This is a genomic window from Paucihalobacter ruber, assembly GCF_006494535.1.
GTDB lineage: Bacteria > Bacteroidota > Bacteroidia > Flavobacteriales > Flavobacteriaceae > Paucihalobacter > Paucihalobacter ruber.
In genome coordinates this window covers 257,277-280,606 of the sequence record NZ_VHIQ01000003.1, presented here as the reverse complement: position 1 = coordinate 280,606, position 23,330 = coordinate 257,277, and the positions used below count along the sequence as shown (strand labels likewise).

26 protein-coding genes are annotated in these 23,330 nt (G+C 36.5%); 10 read left to right on the top strand and 16 right to left on the bottom strand.

The features are described from left to right. Positions 1-92: 92 nt before the first annotated feature. Both FJ651_RS07520 and FJ651_RS07515 read left to right on the top strand, forming a co-directional pair. On the top strand, positions 93-1,808 hold the full coding sequence (locus FJ651_RS07520) for an amidase family protein (RefSeq protein ID WP_140989895.1): 1,716 nt from the start codon (positions 93-95) through the stop codon (positions 1,806-1,808). Positions 1,809-2,098: 290 nt separating this feature from the next. After that, a complete protein-coding gene (locus FJ651_RS07515; RefSeq protein ID WP_140989894.1) occupies positions 2,099-3,103 on the top strand; it encodes a metal-dependent hydrolase in 1,005 nt (334 codons plus the stop codon). 201 nt (positions 3,104-3,304) lie between these two features. On the opposite strand, the gene FJ651_RS07510 is transcribed toward FJ651_RS07515, so the two are convergent. Next, complete coding sequence (locus FJ651_RS07510; RefSeq protein ID WP_140989893.1) at positions 3,305-4,381, bottom strand: serine hydrolase domain-containing protein; 1,077 nt, start codon at positions 4,379-4,381, stop codon at positions 3,305-3,307. Between the two features lie 85 nt (positions 4,382-4,466). On the opposite strand from FJ651_RS07510, the gene rimO reads away from it, so the two are divergent. Further along, positions 4,467-5,777, top strand: coding sequence for a 30S ribosomal protein S12 methylthiotransferase RimO (rimO, locus tag FJ651_RS07505; RefSeq protein WP_140989892.1), 1,311 nt, complete (start codon positions 4,467-4,469; stop codon positions 5,775-5,777). Here the strand turns inward: rimO and FJ651_RS07500 are convergent. The 8 genes from FJ651_RS07500 to recF form a co-directional block, all read right to left on the bottom strand. Then, positions 5,774-6,460, bottom strand: coding sequence for a hypothetical protein (locus FJ651_RS07500; RefSeq protein ID WP_140989891.1), 687 nt, complete (start codon positions 6,458-6,460; stop codon positions 5,774-5,776). The genes rimO and FJ651_RS07500 overlap by 4 nt on opposite strands. A gap of 76 nt (positions 6,461-6,536) precedes the next feature. Next, the gene (def, locus tag FJ651_RS07495; protein WP_140989890.1) at positions 6,537-7,163 is read right to left on the bottom strand and encodes a peptide deformylase; all 627 of its coding nucleotides are present in this window, start codon (positions 7,161-7,163) and stop codon (positions 6,537-6,539) included. Between the two features lie 2 nt (positions 7,164-7,165). Continuing rightward, positions 7,166-7,528: a hypothetical protein gene (locus tag FJ651_RS07490; protein ID WP_140989889.1), complete on the bottom strand. Its 363-nt coding sequence runs from the start codon at positions 7,526-7,528 to the stop codon at positions 7,166-7,168. Continuing rightward, on the bottom strand, positions 7,529-9,943 hold the full coding sequence (locus FJ651_RS07485; RefSeq protein ID WP_140989888.1) for a penicillin acylase family protein: 2,415 nt from the start codon (positions 9,941-9,943) through the stop codon (positions 7,529-7,531). After that, entirely contained in the window at positions 9,940-10,479 is a 540-nt protein-coding gene (locus FJ651_RS07480; protein ID WP_140989887.1) for a CIA30 family protein, read from the bottom strand. Before FJ651_RS07480 ends, FJ651_RS07485 begins: the two co-directional genes overlap by 4 nt. 7 nt (positions 10,480-10,486) lie before the next feature. Next, entirely contained in the window at positions 10,487-10,783 is a 297-nt protein-coding gene (locus FJ651_RS07475; RefSeq protein ID WP_140989886.1) for a DUF721 domain-containing protein, read from the bottom strand. Beyond that, positions 10,780-11,199: a hypothetical protein gene (locus FJ651_RS07470; protein ID WP_140989885.1), complete on the bottom strand. Its 420-nt coding sequence runs from the start codon at positions 11,197-11,199 to the stop codon at positions 10,780-10,782. Before FJ651_RS07470 ends, FJ651_RS07475 begins: the two co-directional genes overlap by 4 nt. Further along, on the bottom strand, positions 11,196-12,275 hold the full coding sequence (recF, locus tag FJ651_RS07465; protein WP_140989884.1) for a DNA replication/repair protein RecF: 1,080 nt from the start codon (positions 12,273-12,275) through the stop codon (positions 11,196-11,198). The genes FJ651_RS07470 and recF overlap by 4 nt, the downstream gene beginning before the upstream one ends. Before the next feature lie 134 nt (positions 12,276-12,409). Here recF and FJ651_RS07460 point away from each other — a divergent pair, with 134 nt between their 5' ends. The 7 genes from FJ651_RS07460 (at position 12,410) to FJ651_RS07430 (ending at position 17,759) form a co-directional block, all read left to right on the top strand. Continuing rightward, positions 12,410-13,174 (top strand): tetratricopeptide repeat protein, encoded by a 765-nt coding sequence (locus tag FJ651_RS07460; RefSeq protein ID WP_140989883.1) that lies wholly within the window; start codon positions 12,410-12,412, stop codon positions 13,172-13,174. Between the two features lie 13 nt (positions 13,175-13,187). Further along, positions 13,188-13,673: a 6,7-dimethyl-8-ribityllumazine synthase gene (gene ribH / locus FJ651_RS07455; RefSeq protein WP_140989882.1), complete on the top strand. Its 486-nt coding sequence runs from the start codon at positions 13,188-13,190 to the stop codon at positions 13,671-13,673. A 96-nt stretch (positions 13,674-13,769) separates the two neighbouring features. Next, on the top strand, positions 13,770-14,000 hold the full coding sequence (locus FJ651_RS07450) for a hypothetical protein (RefSeq protein WP_140989881.1): 231 nt from the start codon (positions 13,770-13,772) through the stop codon (positions 13,998-14,000). Beyond that, positions 13,987-14,271: a riboflavin synthase subunit beta gene (locus FJ651_RS07445; protein ID WP_140989880.1), complete on the top strand. Its 285-nt coding sequence runs from the start codon at positions 13,987-13,989 to the stop codon at positions 14,269-14,271. The genes FJ651_RS07450 and FJ651_RS07445 overlap by 14 nt, the downstream gene beginning before the upstream one ends. Continuing rightward, entirely contained in the window at positions 14,271-16,100 is a 1,830-nt protein-coding gene (mutL, locus tag FJ651_RS07440; RefSeq protein ID WP_140989879.1) for a DNA mismatch repair endonuclease MutL, read from the top strand. The genes FJ651_RS07445 and mutL overlap by 1 nt, the downstream gene beginning before the upstream one ends. Then, the gene (locus tag FJ651_RS07435) at positions 16,101-16,880 is read left to right on the top strand and encodes a rhomboid family intramembrane serine protease (RefSeq protein ID WP_140989878.1); all 780 of its coding nucleotides are present in this window, start codon (positions 16,101-16,103) and stop codon (positions 16,878-16,880) included. A 3-nt stretch (positions 16,881-16,883) separates the two neighbouring features. Further along, positions 16,884-17,759, top strand: a complete 876-nt coding sequence (locus tag FJ651_RS07430; RefSeq protein ID WP_140989877.1) for a rhomboid family protein — start codon at positions 16,884-16,886, stop codon at positions 17,757-17,759. A 27-nt stretch (positions 17,760-17,786) separates the two neighbouring features. Here the strand turns inward: FJ651_RS07430 and FJ651_RS07425 are convergent, their stop codons facing one another. Genes FJ651_RS07425 through FJ651_RS07395 form a run of 7 tightly spaced genes read right to left on the bottom strand, consistent with a single transcriptional unit; the run spans position 17,787 to position 23,310 of the window. Beyond that, positions 17,787-18,095, bottom strand: a complete 309-nt coding sequence (locus tag FJ651_RS07425; protein ID WP_140989876.1) for a DUF6122 family protein — start codon at positions 18,093-18,095, stop codon at positions 17,787-17,789. Further along, a complete protein-coding gene (locus tag FJ651_RS07420; protein WP_140989875.1) occupies positions 18,092-18,712 on the bottom strand; it encodes a WbqC family protein in 621 nt (206 codons plus the stop codon). Before FJ651_RS07420 ends, FJ651_RS07425 begins: the two co-directional genes overlap by 4 nt. Positions 18,713-18,724: 12 nt before the next feature. Then, complete coding sequence (gene lepB / locus FJ651_RS07415) at positions 18,725-20,287, bottom strand: signal peptidase I (protein WP_140989874.1); 1,563 nt, start codon at positions 20,285-20,287, stop codon at positions 18,725-18,727. Positions 20,288-20,330: 43 nt separating this feature from the next. Beyond that, the gene (gene dapB / locus FJ651_RS07410; RefSeq protein WP_140989873.1) at positions 20,331-21,032 is read right to left on the bottom strand and encodes a 4-hydroxy-tetrahydrodipicolinate reductase; all 702 of its coding nucleotides are present in this window, start codon (positions 21,030-21,032) and stop codon (positions 20,331-20,333) included. A gap of 1 nt (position 21,033) precedes the next feature. Further along, entirely contained in the window at positions 21,034-21,654 is a 621-nt protein-coding gene (locus tag FJ651_RS07405; protein ID WP_246085334.1) for a DUF5683 domain-containing protein, read from the bottom strand. Continuing rightward, entirely contained in the window at positions 21,644-22,543 is a 900-nt protein-coding gene (locus FJ651_RS07400) for a ParB/RepB/Spo0J family partition protein (protein ID WP_140989872.1), read from the bottom strand. The genes FJ651_RS07405 and FJ651_RS07400 overlap by 11 nt, the downstream gene beginning before the upstream one ends. After that, a complete protein-coding gene (locus FJ651_RS07395; RefSeq protein WP_140989871.1) occupies positions 22,543-23,310 on the bottom strand; it encodes a ParA family protein in 768 nt (255 codons plus the stop codon). The genes FJ651_RS07400 and FJ651_RS07395 overlap by 1 nt, the downstream gene beginning before the upstream one ends. Between the last annotated feature and the right edge of the window lie 20 nt (positions 23,311-23,330).

Sequence of the window (23,330 nt, the reverse complement as noted above, 5' to 3'; positions counted from 1 at the left end):
TTGAATTATTTATAGAAATTCAGCCACTTTTTAATGATACGTTTTACGCTCTGTATGTTCATTTTTCTTATTTTAGAGAAAAAATGAAACCTATGCCTTTAGCTACTTTAAAAATCAATAACGCTTTCAACTTTTTTAGTCGTGTTAGTCAAGTATTAATATTATTAGTATTTGTTTTCTTGTTAAGTTCATGTAAAAATAGCAATAATAAGAAAGAAGAAGCTCTAGATGTTGAGGTTTCTGAATCAGATGATAGTACTGATATCAGCGCAATTTCTACCAAGCAATTTAGAGAATTTGAAGTTTTAGACTCAAGGCATATTTCAAGACTTGATATTTGGACACCCATCAACTCTGCAATGAGCGATTTCACAGCCGAAGACTACGAGCGCTTAAAGCCTCTTGTTTTAGATCAGGATATCCTTACATTACAATCGCATATTACCAAGGGTAATCTATCATATGAGCTTTTAACAAAATTTTATTTGTATCGTATCAGGGAATTTGACAGAGAAAACGATTTATCTCTTAACTCTGTGATTTCAATAAATCCTACGGTGATTGTAGAAGCTAAAATGAAAGATCAAGAGTTAAAATACAACCCAAACAGACACGCCATCTACGGTATGCCAATTTTGTTGAAGGATAATGTTAATGCTTCTGGTATGTCAACAACGGCAGGAGCTGTAGCACTTAGAGACAACCGGACTTCTGATGCTTTTTTGGTACAACAGATTAAAAAATCTGGCGGACTCATCTTAGGCAAGGCCAATTTGAGTGAATGGGCTTATTTTTTCTGTGGCAATTGTCCCAGTGGTTATAGCGCTTTGGGCGGCCAAACGCTTAATCCGTATGGAAGAAAAATGATTGATACCGGCGGATCTAGCTCAGGCAGTGCTGTGGCAGTAGCTGCCAATTTCTGTGCGGCTGCCGTTGGTTCAGAAACTTCAGGTTCTATTTTATCGCCTTCAAGTCAAAATTCTGTGGTTGGATTAAAACCTACTGTAGGCTTGGTAAGTAGAAGTGGTGTCATTCCAATTTCTGAAACCCTCGATACTGCCGGTCCAATAGCTAAAACGGTAGGCGACGCCGCTATTTTATTAGATGCCATGTATGGTTATGATAAAGACGATAAGAAGGCTATTCGCACCAACCACTCCAAAGGTTTTTATTATAGCAACCTTGAAAAAAATGCTTTGGAAGGAAAACGTTTTGCCGCAGTTAAGCGCTTGATGGAAGATAGTTTATATCTTGAAGCTGTTGAGAAGTTGAAAGAATTAGGAGCAACTATTGTGGAAATTGATGAGACTGAAGCGAGTTTGCCTAACTTTTTAAGATTGCTCAATCTCGATATGAAAAAAGATTTACCGGCATATATGAGTAATTATGCCAATCCGTCGGTTAAAATTTCTAACGTTCAGGATGTGATTAATTTTAATAGTCTAGATTCTATTAATTTTATGCCCTACGGACAAGCCTTATTCAGAGGAATTGTATCCGATAAAGGCGACACCCAATATTTAAGACGCATTAGAGATACGCTTAAAACCAATGGCCGAAAGTTTTTTGAACAACCGTTTAATGCCGATAATTTAGACGGCTTTCTGTCAATAAATAATTACCATGCCGGTTATGCTGCGGTTGCCGAATATCCCGCAATTACAGTTCCTATGGGTTATGCCGAAAATGGCGCACCAAAAGGTTTAACTTTTATAGCCAGACCAAATCAGGAAAAGAACTTGTTAAAATGGGCTAAGTCTTATGAGCAGGCTAGTAAAAAGCGAATTGCACCTAAAAATTATAATTAAAGTTCAATTAAATTTACTCAATTTTGGTTGTTATATCGATGAAAGAGAAATCGGATATCAACAATAAAAAAGTCCTATTAAATTTCAGATGAATATGTGGCTATGTTGCATGCGACGAATGGTTATTACTTAACATAAATACTATAGATGCCTTGCAATTTCCGTTAATTGTCCCCTTGAGGGGACTTTAGGGGTGTAATAATTTTAAAGAAAGGCATAAATCAGAAATAAAAATTTACAAGGCCCTATTTTATTTAGAACCCCCAAAGTCAAAAAACTAGGAACATTAAATGGATTCATTAACTCAAATCGTTTTAGGTGCTGCTGTTGGAGAAGCTGTATTAGGAAAAAAAGTAGGCAATAAGGCCATGTTTTATGGCGCTATAGCAGGGACCATTCCTGATTTGGACATTGTAGCCAACCTTTTAACAGACGCCATTACGGCTATTGAAATACACAGAGGTTTTACCCATTCTATTTTCTTTTCGGTGGTGTTTGCACCCATTTTTGGATGGTTGGTTTCCAATATTGAAAAAAAATCGGGACTGAGTTGGAAACATTGGAGCTGGCTGTTTTTTTGGGCATTAATTACCCATCCAATTTTGGACGGTTTCACCACCTGGGGTACCCAATTTTTTTGGCCTTTTGAATACCGGGTGGCCTTGAAAACCATTTTTGTGATCGACCCACTTTACACATTCCCTTTTTTATTGTTTTTGATTTTAACAATGTTTCAAAAGCGCACTTCACCAAAACGCCGTTTTTATAACCGTTTGGGATTAACAGTGAGCAGTAGTTATCTTCTAATTACGCTTATTTTAAAGGGAATAACCTACGCAAAATTTGAAGAAGCATTGCAAGAACAACAAATTGCATACAACCAGCTTCAAACCAAACCGGCTCCTTTAAATACTGTTCTTTGGTATGCCAATGTTGAAACAGAGGATGCTTTTCTGATCGGTGATTATTCCCTGTTTGATTCAAAACCCATTACCTTTCATTCATTTCCAAAAAATCATCATTTATTGGGTGATTGGATTCAAAATCCGAATGTAAAACGACTTATAAAGATTACAGAAAATGGATGGTTTACCATCTCTAAAAAGAAAGATCAATTATATTTTAACGATTTGCGCTTTGGACTCCTAAACAACAATCCAAAAAATCCTGAATTTGCATTTACTTATCTGTTATACGAGAAAGAAGGTATTATCTATGCCAAAGAAACTGAAAAAAATAGGGGAGATGCTCAAAAATTATTGGGGGATTTGTGGGAGAGAGTTAAGGGTAATTAATAATTCAGAAGAAGTATTACTAACTCTTGGAAGATCATAGCTTCTCGAAAAAAACCGCCAGTTATCTTTAAGCAAAGCCGTAATATTAATCTTTCTTTTTATCGTTGTGTAATTTGGTACGTTGATAGCTTAGACAAAATAGTACTAAGTTGAAAACTTCGGATAGCATATTGGAAAAAGTCAATCGCCTAAAAATTACTTCTAATCTGAAAGCGCATTAATCCGCAACCACAACTCATTATCAAAACCCGACAACGCAAAATTAGCCTCGTCTGCAGGTTGTCCCATTCTAACCACAACCAATTGTTTACTTGGTACAATGTATATTTTTTGGTCGTCTCTGCCCAAAGCACAATACATATCATTTGGGGCGTTGGGTATGAGTGAACCGTTAAACTGAAATTGTGTTTGTGGCAGCCTGTAAGTCGATTTTCCATTCAACCACCACATATAGCCATAAGCTTGATTGAGATTTTGAGAGGTATTCACCGCATCATTTAAAAAATCTTGTGGAATGATTTGATCATTTTCCCATTTACCATCGGCGTAAATTAATAGACCAAAACGCGCCATACTTCGCGTATTACTCCAATAGACATTAAAATCATCACTTGCAATCCAGGCGCCGGACATCCCAATTTTGTTTTTTAACCTGCTATTAAAATAATTGTCCCATGATAGACCTGTTGATTGTGCAACAACATCCTGAAGTTTCTTATAAACATTGTGATACGCCCAACGCGTTCCGGCATCGGCAGTGTACTGCAAATTATCAGGCGATACATTATTGCCTAAGGCGTCGTTTAAGCCTGAAGTCATGGACAGTAAGTTTTTGCAGGTAATTAAATTTTCTTTTTCTAAGGGTGCGCTGGTCCAACCGGTTCCTATGTAATCAGATACTTTGTTGTTGATGTTGATAAATCCTTCTCTTTCGGCAATACCGGTAATGGCCGTGGTAAGCGTTTTTCCGGCACTGGCCCAATACCAAGGCGAAGTTGCTGTATGGTTATTAAAGTACGATTCAATCACTATTTTTCCGTTGTGTAGAACCATGAAACTTTTCGTGTTTTTTTCTTCTAAAAAATCGAGTAGTGGTTGTAATTCGTTGTTATTCCATCCTAATTCTGCGATGCTTTTGGTTTCCCATACATCCGAATTAATAGGCGGAAAATAAATCTCTTCCTCCGGAATGATAACAGTTGGCGGATTGTCGTCTTCAGAGGAACAAGTGAAAAGAGCCAATATTAAAAAAGGTATAATTTTGAATTTGATTGACATGGCCGTGTAGAATTTTCTTTATAAGACTTAAAAATATATAAAAGGTTTAACATTGGTTGTATCTTTGCAACTTCAAATTGATGGTATGCGTACTAAATCGTTAAAAAAGAATAGAATTAATGTAGTCACACTGGGCTGTAGTAAAAATGTTTACGACAGCGAGGTGCTTATGGGGCAATTAAAAGCTAGTGGCAAGGATGTTGTGCATGAAGAAGAAGGCAATATTGTGGTGATTAATACCTGTGGATTTATTAATAATGCCAAAGAGGAAAGCATCAATACCATCTTGGAATTTATGCAAAAAAAGGAAGCCGGCGAAGTCGATAAAGTATTTGTTACAGGTTGTTTAAGCGAACGTTACAAGCCCGATTTACAAAAGGAAATTCCTAACGTTGACCAGTATTTTGGCACAACCGAATTACCATCATTATTGAAAGCTTTGGGTGCCGATTACAAACATGAGTTAATAGGTGAACGACTAACCACAACACCCAAAAATTACGCCTATTTAAAAATTGCCGAAGGTTGCGACAGACCTTGCAGCTTTTGCGCCATACCATTAATGCGCGGAAAGCATAAATCTACCCCGATTGAAGATTTGGTGAGTGAAGCCGAAAAATTAGCAGCCAAGGGCGTAAAGGAACTGGTTTTAATTGCACAGGATTTAACCTACTACGGACTCGATTTATATAAAAAGCGCAATTTGGCCGAACTCCTTGAAGCTTTGGTAAAAGTAGATGGTATTGAATGGATACGATTGCATTACGCTTTTCCAACAGGATTTCCTATGGATGTGTTAGATGTGATGAATCGCGAACCTAAAATTTGTAATTATTTAGACATTCCTTTACAACATATTTCTGATGATATCCTAAAAAGTATGCGTCGTGGTACCACTAAAGAGAAAACCACTAATTTATTGCGTAAATTTAGAGAACACGTACCCGGTATGACTATTAGAACTACTTTAATCGTAGGTTATCCCGGTGAAACCGAGGCGCATTTTCAAGAGCTGAAACAATGGGTAAAAGAGATGCGCTTTGAGCGGTTGGGATGTTTTACCTACAGCCACGAAGAAAATACGCATGCTTTTAATTTGGTAGATGATGTTCCTGAAGAAGTAAAACAACAGCGCGCCAACGAAATCATGGAGTTGCAATCTCAAATTTCATGGGAACTCAATCAATCAAAAATTGGTAAAATTTTTAAGGTAGTCATTGACCGAAAGGAAGGCAATTATTTTGTGGGTCGCACGGAATTTGATTCCCCAGATGTAGACAACGAAGTCTTAATCAATGCTGCCGATACCTATTTAAAAACCGGGGAGTTTGCTACGGTAAAAATATCAGCTGCCGAGGATTTTGATTTGTATGCAGAAGTGGTAAGCAATTCCTAAATGCGGTAATCAATCAAATCGCCTTCAATCTTAAACGGGTGAAATCGCGAAAACATCTCTTCTGAATACCAGCCTAACTCGCGCGTTTTTTTAACCATTTCGGCGTGTTTGGGGTTTTGGTAGGCGTATGCCATCATCTGCGAACCTTGCTTCCAAAGTGAAAAAGTAGCCTGCATTAAAATAGGCCATTCGCCAATGCCTTTGGTAAAAATGAGTCCGTCATAACCATCCATCGAATTGGAGACTGACGGTACATGCTTCCAGAATTTGTAAGCCAGTTTGGGTTTTATGGTGGCTCGGGTAATCACTGCCATGGGTTTTTGTTCGTCGTATTTTGCTGTGGCAATAAATGGTTCTTGTTGGCTCCATTGGCCGTGAGCCTTGATGTTATGCATATAAATATGACTAGATCTTTCAGCTGTATTGGTGTATGTTTTAAGGATGTTCGAGTTTACAAACTGATCAGCGGCTTCTTCAGAATTAAACACCGTTAACAAACCAAACACCGAAAAATCAGGCCAGATTGAAAATCCGTTACCACTGCCACTGCCAAGCGCTTTCCAAAAAGTTAGACCTTCAATGGTTTGATTTAACAGAGCCGGACGTCCCATTCTCACAAAAGCATTCCATTTGTTGGCAAAGCCTCTGTATTTAAAAAATGAAATGACTGTTGTTTGGGGCATCGATTAAAATGGGTTGTTTATTTTATAACTTTTAATGCATAAGGTTTAAGCCTTGTGTTGATTCAATTTAAATTTTTTAAAATTTATCCATTAAATCAATATACAAAACACCATTGAGATGATCAACTTCATGCTGAAAAATAATGGCTGTAAAATCTTCAACCATTTCGGTTTTGTGTTCACCATCTAAAGTATCGTATTCTAATAAAATAGCATAAGCTCTGCAATTAAGCGTTTCTCTTCTGTTAGGAATAGATAGGCATCCTTCGGCGCGGGTTTGCTTTTTTTGAGAATATTGCACAATTTTAGGATTTAGATAAACCTCAAAAGGAAATTCTTCTTTATCAAAACGCTGTACCCAAATAATATTTTTTAATATGCCGACTTGTGGTGCCGCAATGCCAACACCTAACGAAATGCTATCTCTAACGGTGGCATACAATCTGTTGGTGAAATGTTTTAAAATAGTATCACCTTTGGTAATAACAACGTCTTCACTTTTTTGTCTCAACAACAGCGAATCTTTCACATTATTGATTTTAAATACACGCATGGGTTTATCACCATCAGCATTTAAAATCATTGAGCGTTGTTGCTGATTAAAATTGGAAGTAGCTTCCTTTATATTTTGTTTTTTTACGGCACAACTAGATACTATGCTGACAATAAAAAGGTATAAGCCAAAGCGAAAGATTTGTTTCATAATTATTGAGGTTGGTTTTTCAAAATATTCAGAAATTGTTTACCGTAAACGCCGGCTAAGCCTGCGGCTAAACCTCCAATAATTCCGGTTAAAATTATCAGTAAAATAGTATTGTTTACATAGAGTAGTTGTGCTATTTTTTTGGCTAAAATAAAATCATTACTTGCACTAATAATGCTTGTTTGAAAACTCCAAAGGATAAAGATAGCCAAAAATGGAGTAAAAAAAGCAAGCCACTTTTTCAACGGAAACAGGATACCGGCAACAAAAGCAGCAACCATTACATTCCACCAAGGTAAAAAGAAGCTAAATAAAAGACCTAAAATTAGAGTGGCGATAAAATTTTTATGAATTGATTTCATCATTTAGTTTTTTGGTTTTAACGTTTGGCTATTCATAGGTTGCTCCGGCTCATTTGGAAATTGCATAAAAATAATTTTTCTATAGTTTCCTGCCGCCCAGTCATCAATTAAGTTGTCGTAATATTTACTGCCCGGATTACCCGATTGCCCTCCCGGATAGATTCCAAATGCCTTTGGAGGATTACTCATTTCAACAATCATTTTCCACGACGGACCGTGATTTTTCTTAGTAGCATTCACGTTATCACCATTACCGCCAATAGGTAAATTAAATCTGCTAAAGGCCGGCAGACCTTGAAGTAAGTGTCCTACATAGGTGGCTTTGTAACGCTCCCAGTTGTAGCTACCGTTTTTATTTTGCCAATCTGTGATGGTATTGACAGTTTCTATAAATGATTGATGCACCAGTTCTTTGGCAGTTTCTTTCTGCGGTGTGTCAACAATGTCCATAAATTCATGGTCGGGATAGTTATTTAAAATATAAATAGTTTGGTATGTAAAGGGCTTTTTAAGGGCTTGCGCTTCGCTGTCAAATTCATCCCACATTAATTCGTATAATTTGCTAAACCAGGTCTCAAAAATACTGGTTCCAACTTCGTTGGTGTTGTTTAGGTAGTTCCAATTTGAAATTTCATCAAATATGCGCTTCTGCTCCGCAGATAGTTTGTTCGGGTCAATATAATTTAGCATGGTAGGCAATGCTTCGGAAGCTTTTAGGCTAAAGTTATTGTTTTGAAGATTTTTGAAGTCTTCAATATCAAATTTTTCTTTACTTCTTAAAAAGTCATTTATAATTCTATTTCGGTAGGCCTCGTAACCGTCGTTAAAGACATAGTAAGGATAACTCTTATCTACGGGATGTTGATTGGCCGAACTTATGAAGCCGCGTTCAGGGTTTAAGATATGAGCGTTGTGTTCTTGAGGAATAAATCCCTGCCAATCGTGCTCCGGATTGCTACCGTCCATCAGGAACTTTCCTTGACCTTCCCATTTATTTGGAAATTGTCCTTGTATCCATAGTGCAATATCACCCTCACGCGAAACGAAAGCGAAATTTTGCGCCGGAGCCACAAAATGTTTAATGGCCTCTTTGTAATCGTTATAATTTTTGGACTTATTAAGTTCTAAAAGTGTACGTTGATTATTCCCACCAATGTGTGCGGTCCATTGCATGGCATAACCAACAAGTTCATTATTAGTGTTAAAACTGCTGTCGTAACTTACGGGGCCATGATGCGTATAAGCAACGGAGTCAATATAGCTATCGGCATTTCTTTGTTTGATAATTTCGGTTCTGTAGGTTACTTGTTTCCATTGGTTATCGTGTAAATACGATTGTCGAGTACTATCTTTAAATGTTATTTTGTACCAATCTTTTACATCTCTTGTAGCATTGGTAGCGCCCCAAGCAATATCGTTATTGAAACCAATAACTATACCTAATGCGCCCGGAAGCGTAGCACCATAAGTATTGCGCTCAGATGTAGCCAATTGCATAACATACCATATAGATGGGATATTGAGGCTTAGATGCGGATCGTTAGCTAAGATGGGATTTCCTGATACCGATTTTGCGGCACTAACAGCCCAATTATTACTACCGTTGTTGGGATCGGGTTTTTCAAAAGTATTGGCAATGGCATCTTTTGGTAATTCTGAAAAAGGCACTTCAACCTTTACAGGGTTAATATCACTCCAGTCCCGTTCTTTTGGAATAATAGGGTCGTTGACATCAAAAAAATCAGGAAATAAAAAATCGAAATTTTGTTTTCCAAATTTTCTTAAAGTGTTGGTAAATTCTAAATCATAGTCTCGCGCTGCCAGCATATCTGTCATATACATTAGCAATAAAGCTGTTTTAGTAGGTGTCCAAAGCTCAGGCTTGTAATCTAACAACTTGTACTCAACGGGATATTTTGAAGGGTTTAAAGAATTAATATAGTTGTTAACGCCATTAGTATAGGCATCAATCAATGACATGGTTTCGGGATCTTGTGCCATTTTAGCTAAGGCTTGTTCTGCACCATAAACCATACCTTTTCGTCGTTGAGTACGATCAAAATTAAGTGCTTTTTCACCTATAATCTCAGAGAGTCTACCGGCTGCAGCATGGGTTTGAAATTCCATTTGCCAAAGACGGTGTTGGGCGGTAATATATCCTTGCGCTGTATATAAATCGGCATCATTTTGAGCGAATACATGCGGAATCAGGTCATCGTCATAATAAACCTTCACTTCATCCAGTAAGCCCTCAATGCTTAAGGTTTCAGCAGGTAAGTCACTTTCTTCGTTTTGCCAGAAGCCGGTTTGCGGACTTAAAAAATGTCCTAACGGTGGAACGTCACCAAATTTATTGTTCAAAGCGTAAAAAACAGCAATCACTGCTATGAGTGATAGTAAAAATTTAAATAATTTCATTGTAAAACTATGTAATCTATGATGAGTTGAAAAGTTTCGGGTTTTTTATTGCCAATTAAAAAAGCAATTTCTTCCAATGATTCACCTTTATAGTTAGGTATATCTAAGCGATTTCCTCGAAACCTTGGGTACATTTCAGAAAATGGTATCTCAATTTCCTGCCATTCGCCGGTTGTTTTAAATTCATATACATAACTATGCCTGTCGTATAAATTCGATTTACATCTAAATTGATAGACCTTACCATCGCCTTTAACTTTTAATATAAATTTTGAATGTTTGGAAACGTTAGTGTTTTTTACTGAATGTCGCACAGAGGCAAAACCGCCATTATTTTCTAATTTTACCGTACCACTAAAAATACCATTTTGTTCATTTGTTAGTTTTATGGTACTGGTTGAAATGCCACCCATCACACCGTCGTTAACAATAATCCAATCTGTAGTTTTGAAATCACTTGAAAATTTAAAAATTTGAGTTTGCGACATGAGTTGTAAGGGTAAAAAGGTAAGAAAAACAATAGTTTTAAAAGACATCTTTAGGTTACTTCAAATAAATTTCCTTGATTAATACTTTACCTAAATGCTCATTGAGCATTGCTATGATTTTCTCTTTTCCATAGCTCAGTTCTTCTCTTAATACACTTGAAGTTAATTTTATATGTAGCTTATGGCCTTGAAGATTTACGGATTCGGTATAGTTAACAACGCCATTGCCCATAAGTTGGGCCCATGCTTCACGCACTTCAACCTGGTCTAAACCGGCTTCCAGTTTGTTGTCTTTTACAAAGGTTTTTAACAGTTGAGATATTGGTAAATGTTCGTTTTCACGCTTGCTCATAAATCTAAATCAAGAGGTTGATAACGCTTATAAAGATACACATCTTTTCTGGAGTTTATAATCATTAGTTCGTCTTCAGTGGCTTTTAACACTGTTTCTTTCCAGGTTGACATTTGTGTTTTGTAATATAAATTTAAACTATCGTTTTCAATTTTTATTTGAACAGCCTCGGCGTCTTGAGACATGGTGTAGCTGCCATCGATATTGGGAATGAGTTTTTTTCTAAAACCTTTTAAGCTATCGTTCACCATGATATAGTCTATAGATGCATTAAAATTATACTCTTTTTCCAGTCCGTCATGCATTTGTGCTTTACTAATTTCCCAATAGCCGTTAAGGTGAGTGAGCATTTTTTTCGGATTTTGGCTACATGAAAATAAGGTTGCAACCAAAGCTAATACTAAAAAGTTTTTCATAATTTAAATATTTTATAACTCTGATGAATTTGTTTAACGACTGCTTCGGTTCTATCAGCATGGGTATCGCTTAAAAATATTTGTCCGAAATGTTCATCGTTTACCAGTTTGATAATTTGTGCTACGCGGTTCTCGTCTAATTTATCAAAAATGTCATCTAATAAGAGTAGTGGTGCGACATGACTTTGCTGTTTGATAAAATCAAATTCAGCTAATTTTAAGGCAATTAAAAACGATTTTTGTTGGCCTTGACTACCGAATTTTTTAATAGGATGTGTGTCTATTTCAAAATTCAAATCGTCTTTATGGACGCCAACACCGGTGTATTGTAAAATTTTGTCTTTTGCAAGATTGGTTTTAAGCAAGCTTAAAAAATCTCCTTCAAATAAATCGCTTTTATATTGAATGTCAATTGATTCTTTGTTATCACTGATCACTTCATAACGATTTTTGAAAATTGGAATAAAAATTTCAAGAAATTCTTTTCTTACCTGGTGAATTTGCTGCCCATAGCCGTTGAGTTGTTCGTTGTAAATACTTAAATTATCGGCGTTAAATGTATTATTAGCTGCAAAATACTTTAGTAAGGCGTTGCGCTGCGCCAAAACTTTGTTGTAATTAATAAGGTTTTGCAGATAGGTTTTATTGCTTTGCGAAATCACCGTGTCTATAAATTTTCGTCTGGTGTCGCTGCCTTCAATAATCAGGTCGCGGTCTGCCGGAGAAATTATTACCAAAGGCACAAAACCAATATGGTCGCTGAATTTGTCGTAAATTTTATCGTTGCGTTTGATAACTTTTTTCTGCCCTTTTTTGAAGGATACCACAATTTTTTCTTCCTGTTGATGCTTATCAAAAACACCATCAATCACAAAAAAAGATTCACCGTGCTTAATATTTTGGGTGGTAATTGGATTGAAATAACTTTTGCCAAAAGCCAGATGAAAAATAGCATCCAAAATATTTGTTTTACCTTGTCCGTTAGCACCAACAAAGCAATTAATTTTACTGTCGAATCGGTAAGATTCGCTTTCAAAATTCTTGTAATTTAGTAAGGATAACGATTTTAAAATCATTAAATAAGATTGAGCAATTTTTATCTAGAAACTAATTTAGCCTATATAGGGCAAGTGCTTTGCAAAATAACAAATAAATAAGCTTTTAAATACCAATAAAAATTATATTTTTGCGGCGCAGAAAATGAGAATATATGGCAACTTATAAGAAAAGAGGATACAAACCAAAAACACAAAAAGAAAAGAACGAAGCCATTGAGGAGCAATCAACTACGGCTGAAGTTTTTAATACATTAGACGAGTCGGCATCAAAAACTGAGGAATGGGTTGCAAAAAACCAGAATTATATCTTTGGTTTTGTCGCAGCGGTTGCTGTTATAATTTTGGGTTACCTGGGTTATCAAAAATATATTTTAGAGCCTAAGCAAGAAGAAGCTATGAACGAGATGTTTAAGGCGCAACAGTATTTTGATCAGGCCGTTAATGGTGTTGAAAGGGATTCTTTATTCAATATGGCTCTAAGTGGTGGTGAAGGAAAATTTGGAATGCTTGACATTGTAGAAGAGTACAGTGGGACCCCTGCTGCAAATTTGGCAAATTATTATGCCGGTATGTCTTATCTAAATTTGAAAGACTATCCAAATGCTATCAAATACCTTACTAAATTTAAGAGTGACGATTTAATGCTTAACCCAATTGCAAAAGGTGCTATTGGTGATGCATTTGTGCAAATTAATCAGCCCGAGGAAGCATTGGAGTACTACGAAAAAGCCATCGCCGCTTCAACTAACGATTTTACAACACCATTATATTTGTCAAAGGCAGGAAAGCTGGCGTTGAGCTTAGATAAAAACGATAAGGCGCTTAAGTTTTTTGAACGTATTAAAACTGAGTTTTCCACTTCAACCGAGGCCGCTAATATTGATGTGTTCATAGCCAAAGCCAAGGCAAAACTTTAACAGCCTAAATTCTATGGCTACCGAAGGAACTAATTTATCGGGTTATAACAAAGCTTTATTGCCAAACGGCGAAAAGTTTCGTGTTGGTATTGTGGTGTCGCAATGGAATGAAGATATTACATCGTCTTTGTACAAAGGCGCTTTCGATACACTTTTAGATCTAGGTGTTAAACCGGTTAACATTATTAAGTGGGAAGTTCCCGGAAGTTTCGAACTTATTTATGGTTGCAAAAAAATGCAAGAGCAAATGGTCAATGCCGTAATTGCTATTGGCAGCGTTATTCAAGGTGAAACCAAGCATTTTGATTTTGTTTGCGATGCGGTAGCACAGGGCATTAAAGACTTGAACGTTAACCGCGAAACCCCCGTTATTTTTTGTGTCTTAACCGATAATAATAAACAACAGTCTATCGATCGTAGCGGTGGTAAACACGGCAATAAAGGCGTAGAAGCTGCGGTAGCTGCCGTACAAATGGCAGATTTGAGAATGAAAGCTTAATTTAAGGGCTTAATTTTTCAAATATTTAAGAGTATTCATTCACCTTTTACTTAGTTTTTAAGTAATTTCGTATGCAGATGTATTCAGCAAAATTTGGTGTTAAAACAACAAAAATACAAGCGATTTAATTATAAACCGCGTTTTCAAGACGGCAGTAAAGATTCTCAAAAGGAAAGTTTTGAAGACAAATGGCTGCGCGAAAGACAAGGCAACCGGCACAAAACTTTTAAGATGTCAAGATTAACATTATTACTCATTTTATTAGTAGTGGTATTAATTTTGATGTATGTGCTGTCTAATATTTCAGATGACTATGCGTTATTTTAAACCTCTAAAAAATAAAAGTTATAACTACAAACCTCGCTTCTATAAAGGCGAAGGAAGCCCTTATGAGGTCAAACGAAAGTTTAGCGAATTTAGAGTTAACGATCATAAGAGTATTGGAGTTAAGCAACGTTTTGTAAATGCATTAACCGATTATAAAACCAACCCCGATAAAAAGGCCAATAAGCGGGTTTTATTAATTGTTGCAATTTTGGTACTAATCTTTATGTACATCATTGATTTTGATTTATCAATATTTGTAAAGCAGCGTTAATGGCAGATATTATACAATTGTTACCCGATCATGTAGCTAACCAAATTGCGGCCGGAGAAGTTGTACAAAGGCCTGCTTCGGTGGTTAAGGAATTGGTTGAAAACGCCATAGACGCAAATGCTACCAGTATCAAACTTATAGTTAAGGAAGCAGGAAAAACCCAAATTCAGGTGATTGATAACGGCAAGGGTATGAGCGAAACCGATGCCAGATTGTGTTTTGAACGCCATGCCACTTCAAAAATCAAATCGGCCGATGACTTATTTCAATTACAAACCAAAGGCTTTCGTGGCGAGGCACTTGCCAGTATTGCCGCCATCGCTCATGTGGAACTCAAAACAAAATTAGAATACAACGATCTTGGTACTGCCATTGTTATTGAAGGTAGCGAAGTAAAATCTCAGGAAGTGGTGGTGACGCCACAAGGCACATCCATTTCGGTAAAGAACTTGTTTTTTAATATTCCGGCGAGACGCAATTTTTTAAAGTCTCATACAGTAGAACTCAGGCATATTGTTGATGAATTTCATCGCATAGCATTGGCGCATCCTTCTGTTGAATTTATACTGTACCACAACGGAAGCGAATTGTTTAATTTACCCAAAAGTAATTATCGCCAGCGCATCGTCAATGTGTTTGGTTCCAAGATAAACGATAAATTGGTGCCCGTTTCCGAAGATACTGAGATTGTGAAAATAACAGGTTTTGTGGCAAAACCCGAATATTCGCGTAAAACCAAATCAGAACAGTTCTTTTTTGTAAACAATCGATTTATCAAAAGTGGCTATTTAAATCATGCTGTGAGTGCTGCTTTTGAAGGTTTGCTTAAGGAAGGTTATTACCCTAGTTATTTCCTGAATCTTGAAGTAGATCCGCATAGTATTGATATCAATATTCATCCCACCAAAACCGAGATTAAGTTTGAAGACGAGCACACTTTGTACGCCATAATTCGTTCGGCCGTTAAACATAGCTTGGGTCAGTTTAATGTGGCCCCGGTTTTAGATTTTGACAGTGATACCAATTTAGACACACCCTATAGTTATAAAGACAGACAAGCTGTTGCACCAGCCATTCAGGTGGATAGAAATTACAATCCTTTTAAAGATTCAGGTTATAAATCATCTGTTCAAAGACAAAATGTTACCCAGTGGGAAAGTTTATATGTTGATACACAACCTGCACCTTCAATTGAATTACCTAATGAAATGGAATTTGAAAGTGAAGCTGTAAAGCAACAATTATTTCAAAATTCTGAAGAAACTCCAGCTAGTGCCGTTTTTCAATTACAGCATAAGTATTTAGTGAGTTCTTTAAAATCAGGTTTGTTGGTCGTAGATCAATATAGGGCGCACCAGCGGATTTTATATGAATCTTTTTTGAAAAATATGACTGTAAAATCAGCTGTGAGTCAGCAATTGCTGTTTCCTTTAAAGTTGTACTTTTCAAGTAGCGATATAGAAAATTTAAAATCTTTAAAAACCGAATTAGAGCAAAGCGGATTTATTTTTGAAAGTTTTGGTAACGAAACTATCGAAATTTCTGGAGTGCCATTTAATGTGTCCGACAGCGAAATCCCTATCATTTTTGAGCAGCTCATAAGCGATATAGAAAATGAAGTTCCCGAAGCCAATTTTAGTACTACCGATTTATTGGCCAAATCTATGGCGAAGAGTTTAGCGGTAAAACGCGGTCAACAACTAAGCAGAGAAGAGCAGGAGCATTTATTAAATAGTTTATTTGCTTGCAAAGAACCGTCGGTGTCTCCAGATAACAAACCAACTTTTATTACTATTGAAACCGGTAAACTTGACAAAAAATTTATTTAAATGAGAATAGGTATTACAGATACTGTTAAACATTTATTGATTATCAACATCATTATGTTTTTAGGAACCATGTTTGTGGGTAACGGCGAATTATTTTACCGTTGGTTCGCCTTGTATTTTCCTGAAAACAGTCTGTTTCAGCCCTGGCAAATTATTACCCATATGTTTATGCATGGTGGTGCTAGCCTTGATGCCAAAGAATTTAGTATAGCACATATTTTATTTAATATGTTTGCTTTATGGATGTTTGGAACAGCAGTTGAACAGCGATTGGGTTCTAAGAAATTTTTATTTCTATATATATCGGCTGGTTTGGGTGCTGTATTGTTTCAGTTGGGTTTCTATTATTTTCAATATTTTCCAATAGAAACAGAATTAATTCAATCTGGGTTACTACAATCTGAAATCCATGAAATACTTGCATTGAGGGATATAGATAAGGAAATTACTCAAGTTCAATTATCGCAATTAAGAGAATTATATAACATTCACAGAACTTCAATGGTTGGTGCCTCAGGTTGTATTATGGGGGTATTGGCAGCTTTTGGTATTATGAATCCCAATGCAGAGTTGATGCTGATATTTTTGCCAATTCCTATTAAGGCCAAGTATTTTATACCCGGTATTATTATTTTAGATATTGTTTCGGCATTTACTGGACAATCGTTTTTTAGTCCGAGTAATACCGCCTATTTGGCACACGTTGGTGGTGCGGTTATTGGGGCGTTAATCATGTGGTTTTGGAAAAAAAATCAGTTTGATAAATACAGGTGGAATTAAAAGATGAAAACGATAAACGACTTAAAATACAAGTATTCTAATCTTAATGCGCTTGAAAAAATCATCGTAGTTAATGCGGTTATATTTATAATCACACTTCTATTAGGGGTAGCCAAACTTACTTTTATTAAAGACTGGTTTGCATTGCCTTCCGATTTTTTTGATTTTTTATTGCAGCCTTGGTCAATTATCACTTACGGTTTTTTACATGCAGGCCTATTTCATGTGTTGTTTAACATGCTGATGCTGTTTTATTTTGCCAGAATCTTGCTTAATTTATTAAATGAAAAAATTGTACTAAGTGTCTTTTTTATGGGAATTGTTACCGGCGGATTGGCATTTTTAACCTTTTACAATCTGGCTCCTGAAAGTATGGTGGTTAAAACGAATTCGGTGGTGGGGGCTTCTGCCGGCGTGAGCGCATTACTGATGTTTATTTGTATTTATCTACCTTACACTCAAATTAGGATATTTACCTTTAATGTTAAATTACTTTACATTATGTACGCTTTTATCTTTTTTGATGTTATTGGTTTGCTTGGCCCCAATCAAGGTGGCAATATAGCGCATATTGGAGGTTTTATTTTGGGCTATGTCTATGCAAAACAACTTCAGAAGGGCAATGACATTGGTTTGAGCTTTCAGGGGATTATGGATTATTTCGAGAATCTGTTCAGTTCAAAACCTAAACGAAAGGTTAGAATGAGAACGGTTTATAAATCTGAAGTCAAGAAAACAGCCGATGTGGCTAAAAAAGAATTTAATGCCCTGAATAAGCAAAAGCAAATAGATGCCATTTTAGACAAAATAAGTAAAAGTGGTTACGATAGTCTATCTGCAGAAGAAAAGGAATTTTTATTTAAAGCGGGAAAAGATTAGTAGATCTCAACTAATTCAAAATCAAGTCTACATCAGAAAGCAATCCATAGCATCTGCTAAAATATGAATACATAATCCCAAACCTAAAAGTCTTGTCTTTCTAAATAGGGTCATTAAAAAATATACACCAATGGCGTAATAACTGTGCAACGGATGAAAATTAATGCTACATCTTCCTGCTTCAAAAATTGGTGTGGCCAGCAGATGATCTAAATCAATCAATAAACCCAAAAGCATGATGCCATAGGCTGTTTTCCACTGCTTCTTGTAAAATAGCAAAGCCACTAAAAGTGGTCCTAAAAAATGAATCCCATAATGAATAAAGGCCTGTATCATTTTTTTACTCTTAAAGCTTTTAGGTAATTAACGGTATTTGGTCCTTCATTAAAAATTAAATCTAGAATACTCAAGTTGCCAATAAAACCTTGCTTATCTTCAAAAACCTGTGTATAGGAGTCAAAATTTTGTTGAACTTCCTTCTTACAGTATACCAAACTTCTAAAATCTTCAATTTCCTTCGGATGATGCTCAAATCTTTCGGTAAATTTAAAATTGTAAGGTAGTTGTAAACATTCAAAAATGACTTCTAAACACTTCAAATTAAAACTGAAAAGGTTTTGCGCTTCCATTTCAAACAACACCAAAATATCATCGATATAATATTCAAAGAAAGGCGATTTTCTGTAAGCAGATTCCAAGGATTTTAAATGATTGATTTGCCAGTTTTCCTCAGATTTAATCACTACATCTTTGTACAATTGTCTGTTGTTTTGCGAGTGAATTACAGGAATATTTAACTGTAATTTTCCATTAGCAGCGTATATACAGGTTCTATTTCTGTAGGTTTGTTTGAGGTAAGTATCGTGAGCTTCAATAAAACAGTCATTATTTTTTAACATGACTGCCATATGAGCCACATTTGGAAAATAAGTTAAATGTAAAAGAGAAGACATTTTTGGGCCTTTTTATTTAGCCTGTTGTTTTTTCTTTCGCCAAATGCTAAATCCATATATTAAACCCAGTACAACAACAAAATGTATAAAATAGGAGCGAGGTTCGCCTTCACCGCTAACGGTTGTGAAAACGCGTTCGCCACGAATACTCCAATTTTTTATGCCGTCGTTAATGCCTTTAATGCTCATCCATTTAAACACAGGTTTTCCAATAATATGGTCGTGCGGTACAAATCCCCAAACCCTGGAATCTTGTGAGTTATGACGGTTGTCGCCCATCATCCAGTAGTAATCTTTTTCAAAGGTGTAACTATTTGTAGGATTCCCGTCTATTAATACCTGATTGCCATTTACGGCTATCTTATGATTTTCGTAATGGGTGATGGCGTGTTTATACAAGGGTAGATTGTCTACAGTAAGCTGAATGGATGTGCCGGCTTTTGGAACGTATAAAGGTCCGAAATAGTCGTTATTCCAGTTATAACTTGGGTCACTTGGGAAAATATCCGATGAACGCTGACCTTCAACTGCTTTTCTTACGCTTACTGATGCCACATCAGGATGATTTTTAAGCTTCGCTACGTTTGCTTCTGTTGCGGCAGGAATGATGTAAACTTGTTGTTGTTGGTCGATACCTAGGCCATCTGTAATGTCAAATTTTTCAAGGATACGGTACATGTCCATAGGCGCCAATTGTCTTTTAAATGTGAGGTTATAAGAAAATTGAATATGCGCTCTGTCGGGCAATTGATTTTGTTTTCCGTTAATCCAAACATAACCATTTTTAATTTCGAGTGTGTCGCCTGCTATAGCCACGCATCGTTTTACATAGTTGGTTTTTTTATCGATAGGTTTGTAATAGTATTTGTCTGTATGGCGCATATCCAACATGGTGTCAGTAGGCCAGTTAAATACTACAATATCGTTATTTTTTATTTTTTCGAAAGCCGGAAACCTAAGGTAAGGCAGTTCAAATTTTGGCAGATATGATTTCACCTTTAAAACGGGTAGTGTATCGTGTACCATGGGTGCCGCGATGGTTGTCATTGGCACTCTCGCACCGTAATGCATTTTGCTTACTAACAAAAAATCACCAACCAAGAGTGATTTTTCTAAGGACGAAGTTGGAATTACAAACGGCTGAATGAAATAAGTATGCACAATAGTAGCCGCAACAACCGCAAATAGAATAGAGCTAATCCAATCGCCTGCTGCCGAAGTAGGTTTTAAATCTCTGTTGACAACGTAATTGACATTGTCAATATAGTTGAGGTAATAGTTATAAAATCCTAATGTAACGATTGCTAAAATGGTATCGGTGAGGCTGTTTTTACCAAAACTTCTGGCGGTTTCAACCCATACTGCCGGAAACATAATCAGGTTCACAATGGGCAAAAACAGTAAAATAATCCACCACCAAGGTCTGCTGATTATTTTCATTAAAATGAAGGCATTGTATACAGGAATAAAGGCTTCCCAGGCTTTCCTACCTGCTTTTATATAAAGTTTCCATGTGCCTAGGCCATGAATAATTTGAATGACAAGAATAAATAAAAACCAGTTGTTTAAACTCATTTTTTAGAATTTATGGATAGTTAATGTTTCAAAAATAAGCTAATTAGCCAATGTTTAGTACATCTTTCATAGAAAACACACCTTTTTTATCTTTAAGCCATTCTGCTGCTATTACGGCGCCAAGGGCGAAACCTTGTCTGCTGTGTGCCGTGTGTTTTATTGAAATGCTGTCTACCTCAGAGTTATAGATTACTTCGTGAGTTCCCGGTACATCGGGAATTCGTTTGGCTACAATTTGAAATTCAGATGCTAAGGGATTTTCTAGTTTCCAGCCGGTGTACGACGTGTTCTTAATAATATCGTTGGCTAATGATATGGCTGTACCGCTGGGTGCGTCGAGTTTTTGAGTGTGGTGAATTTCTTCCATGGCTACGCTGTATGACGGTTGTGTTCCCATCAATCCACTTAATTTTTTATTGATCTCAAAAAAGATATTAACGCCTATACTAAAATTTGACGCATACAAAAAACTACCGTTACGCTCCATGCAAAGTGCTACCATGTCATTGTAATGGTCTAACCAACCTGTAGTGCCTGAAACTATCGGTACGTTATTATTTAAACAATTAGAAATGTTTTGAACTGCTGCCGACGGCACACTAAAATCGATGGCAACATCTATATTTTCTAAACTGTAACTTTTGGTATCTGCATCTACTTTTAAAACAATGTTGTGACCTCGCTCTATGGCAATGCCTTCAATAACTTTTCCCATTTTGCCGTAGCCTAAAAGTGCAATGTTCATCTTAAAATTTAAAATTAATGGTTAAACCCAAATCCGTTGTATTGTCCATTTGGTTGTACTTATAATGGGGTTTTACAGCCAGATTTTCATCTACATTAAACTGCATTAAATGTGCGTCTACATTCGCATCTATAATATTAAGCGCATAAAGACCAATGGTAACCAGCAACGAAAGTTCCTGATTACGTCTAAATGTTTGCTGGGCTCTAATGAGTCCGTCGCTTTCAATTCTAGGTGCAGCTAATGGTATGCCGTTGGCATCTGTACCCCAAAACTCATCTGTATTAAAACCGGCCAATCTGCTTTTATAAGCGTCACGATATCTGTTGAGCTCATTGGTGTTATTTATATATAAATAAACGCCCGTACCAATGGCGGCATAAACAATGGGAATTTTCCAGTATTTTTTATTGTAGGCTTGACCTAATCCAGGCAATATGGCTGAGTAAAAAGCCGCTTTTGAAGGTGCTAAAGGATCAATTTGTCTTGAAACAATGGTATCTCTTATAAGAATAAGTTTTTCGTCTTTATTGCTTATAATACTATCGGTTTCTGTTTGAGACCAAGTAAATTGCAAGAAGCCGAGCGCAATAAAAAAAAATAAGAACAGCTTATTTGGCACCCTTTAAAAGTTTTTTAATTCTGTTAAAATCTTCTTCTGAATGGAAAGGAATAGAAATTTTACCTGCGCCATTCTTACCTACTTTAACGTCTATTTTATGACCAAAGTATTCAGAAAATTCTTTGATACCTTTTTTAATGTGTTTTGGAAGTTCAGTTTCGGTTTTGGGTGGCTTACTTTCGGGATTTATGAGCGATTTTACGAGTGCTTCGGTTTGTCTAACAGATAGTTGATTGCTTATTATTTTTTCGTAAATGTCGAGCTGAAGGGTCTGAGATTCAACCGAAATCAATGCCCGACCGTGACCCATAGATATAAAACCATCGCGCATTCCTGTTTGCACTATTGGGTCTAGTTTTAACAATCGCATATAATTGGCGACGGTTGAACGATTTTTTCCAACACGGTCGCTTAATTGTTCTTGAGTAAGGTTTATTTCATCTATTAATCTTTGGTAGGAAAGCGCAATTTCAATAGGGTCTAAATCAACACGCTGAATGTTTTCAACCAACGCCATTTCCAGAGATTCCTGGTCGTTGGCAATTCTAATATATGCCGGAATGGTGGTTAAACCAACCAGTTTTGAGGCGCGGTATCTGCGTTCTCCCGAGACGAGCTGGTATTTATTAAATCCAACTTTTCTAACTGTAATTGGTTGAATTACACCTAATTCTTTTATTGAAGTAGCCAGTTCTTTGAGCGTTTCTTCATTAAAACTGGTACGTGGTTGAAACGGGTTAATTTCAATGGCCTCTAATTCCAACTCTACAATATTACCAACTACCTTATCGGCATTTTTATCCTGAATGCTTTTAATATCGTTTGACGGATCCTTTAATAAAGCCGAAAGTCCGCGACCAAGCGCCTGTTTTTGCGTTGCTTTTGCCATTAGCTCTCATTTTTTTGAATGATTTCGCGCGCCAAGCTTAAATAATTAGTGGCGCCTTTACTACCAACATCATAGTTAATGATACTTTCACCAAAACTTGGTGCTTCACCGAGTTTTACATTACGCTGAATGATGGTTTCAAACACCATATCGCTAAAGTGCTTTTGCACCTCTTCAACCACCTGATTCGACAGCCTTAATCGGGAATCGTACATAGTGAGTAACATGCCTTCGATGTCTAAGGCGGCGTTGTGAATTTTTTGTACGCTTTTAATGGTATTGAGTAGTTTTCCTAATCCTTCTAATGCAAAATATTCGCATTGTATCGGAATAATAACCGAATCGGCTGCTGTAAGGGCATTTAAAGTTAGTAAGCCTAACGACGGTGCACAATCTATTAGGATGAAATCGTATTCGGTTTTAAGATGTGATACGGCTTTTTTCAGCATGTATTCTCTGTCTTCCTTGTCAACAAGTTCAATTTCAATCGCCACTAAGTCTATATGTGCCGGAATAATTGAAACATTTGGCGAATTGGTAGGTATAATGCAGTCTTCTGCTTTTGCAGTGTGTTCTAATAACTGATAAGAACCAATCTCTATACTGTCTACGTCTATGCCCAGGCCAGAAGTGGCATTGGCTTGCGGATCGGCATCTATGAGTAGCACTTTTTTATCTAAAACACCAAGAGAAGCGGCTAAGTTAACTGAGGTAGTGGTTTTTCCAACACCACCTTTTTGATTGGCAATTGCAATGATTTTACCCATTAATTGATTTGGTTTTGAGT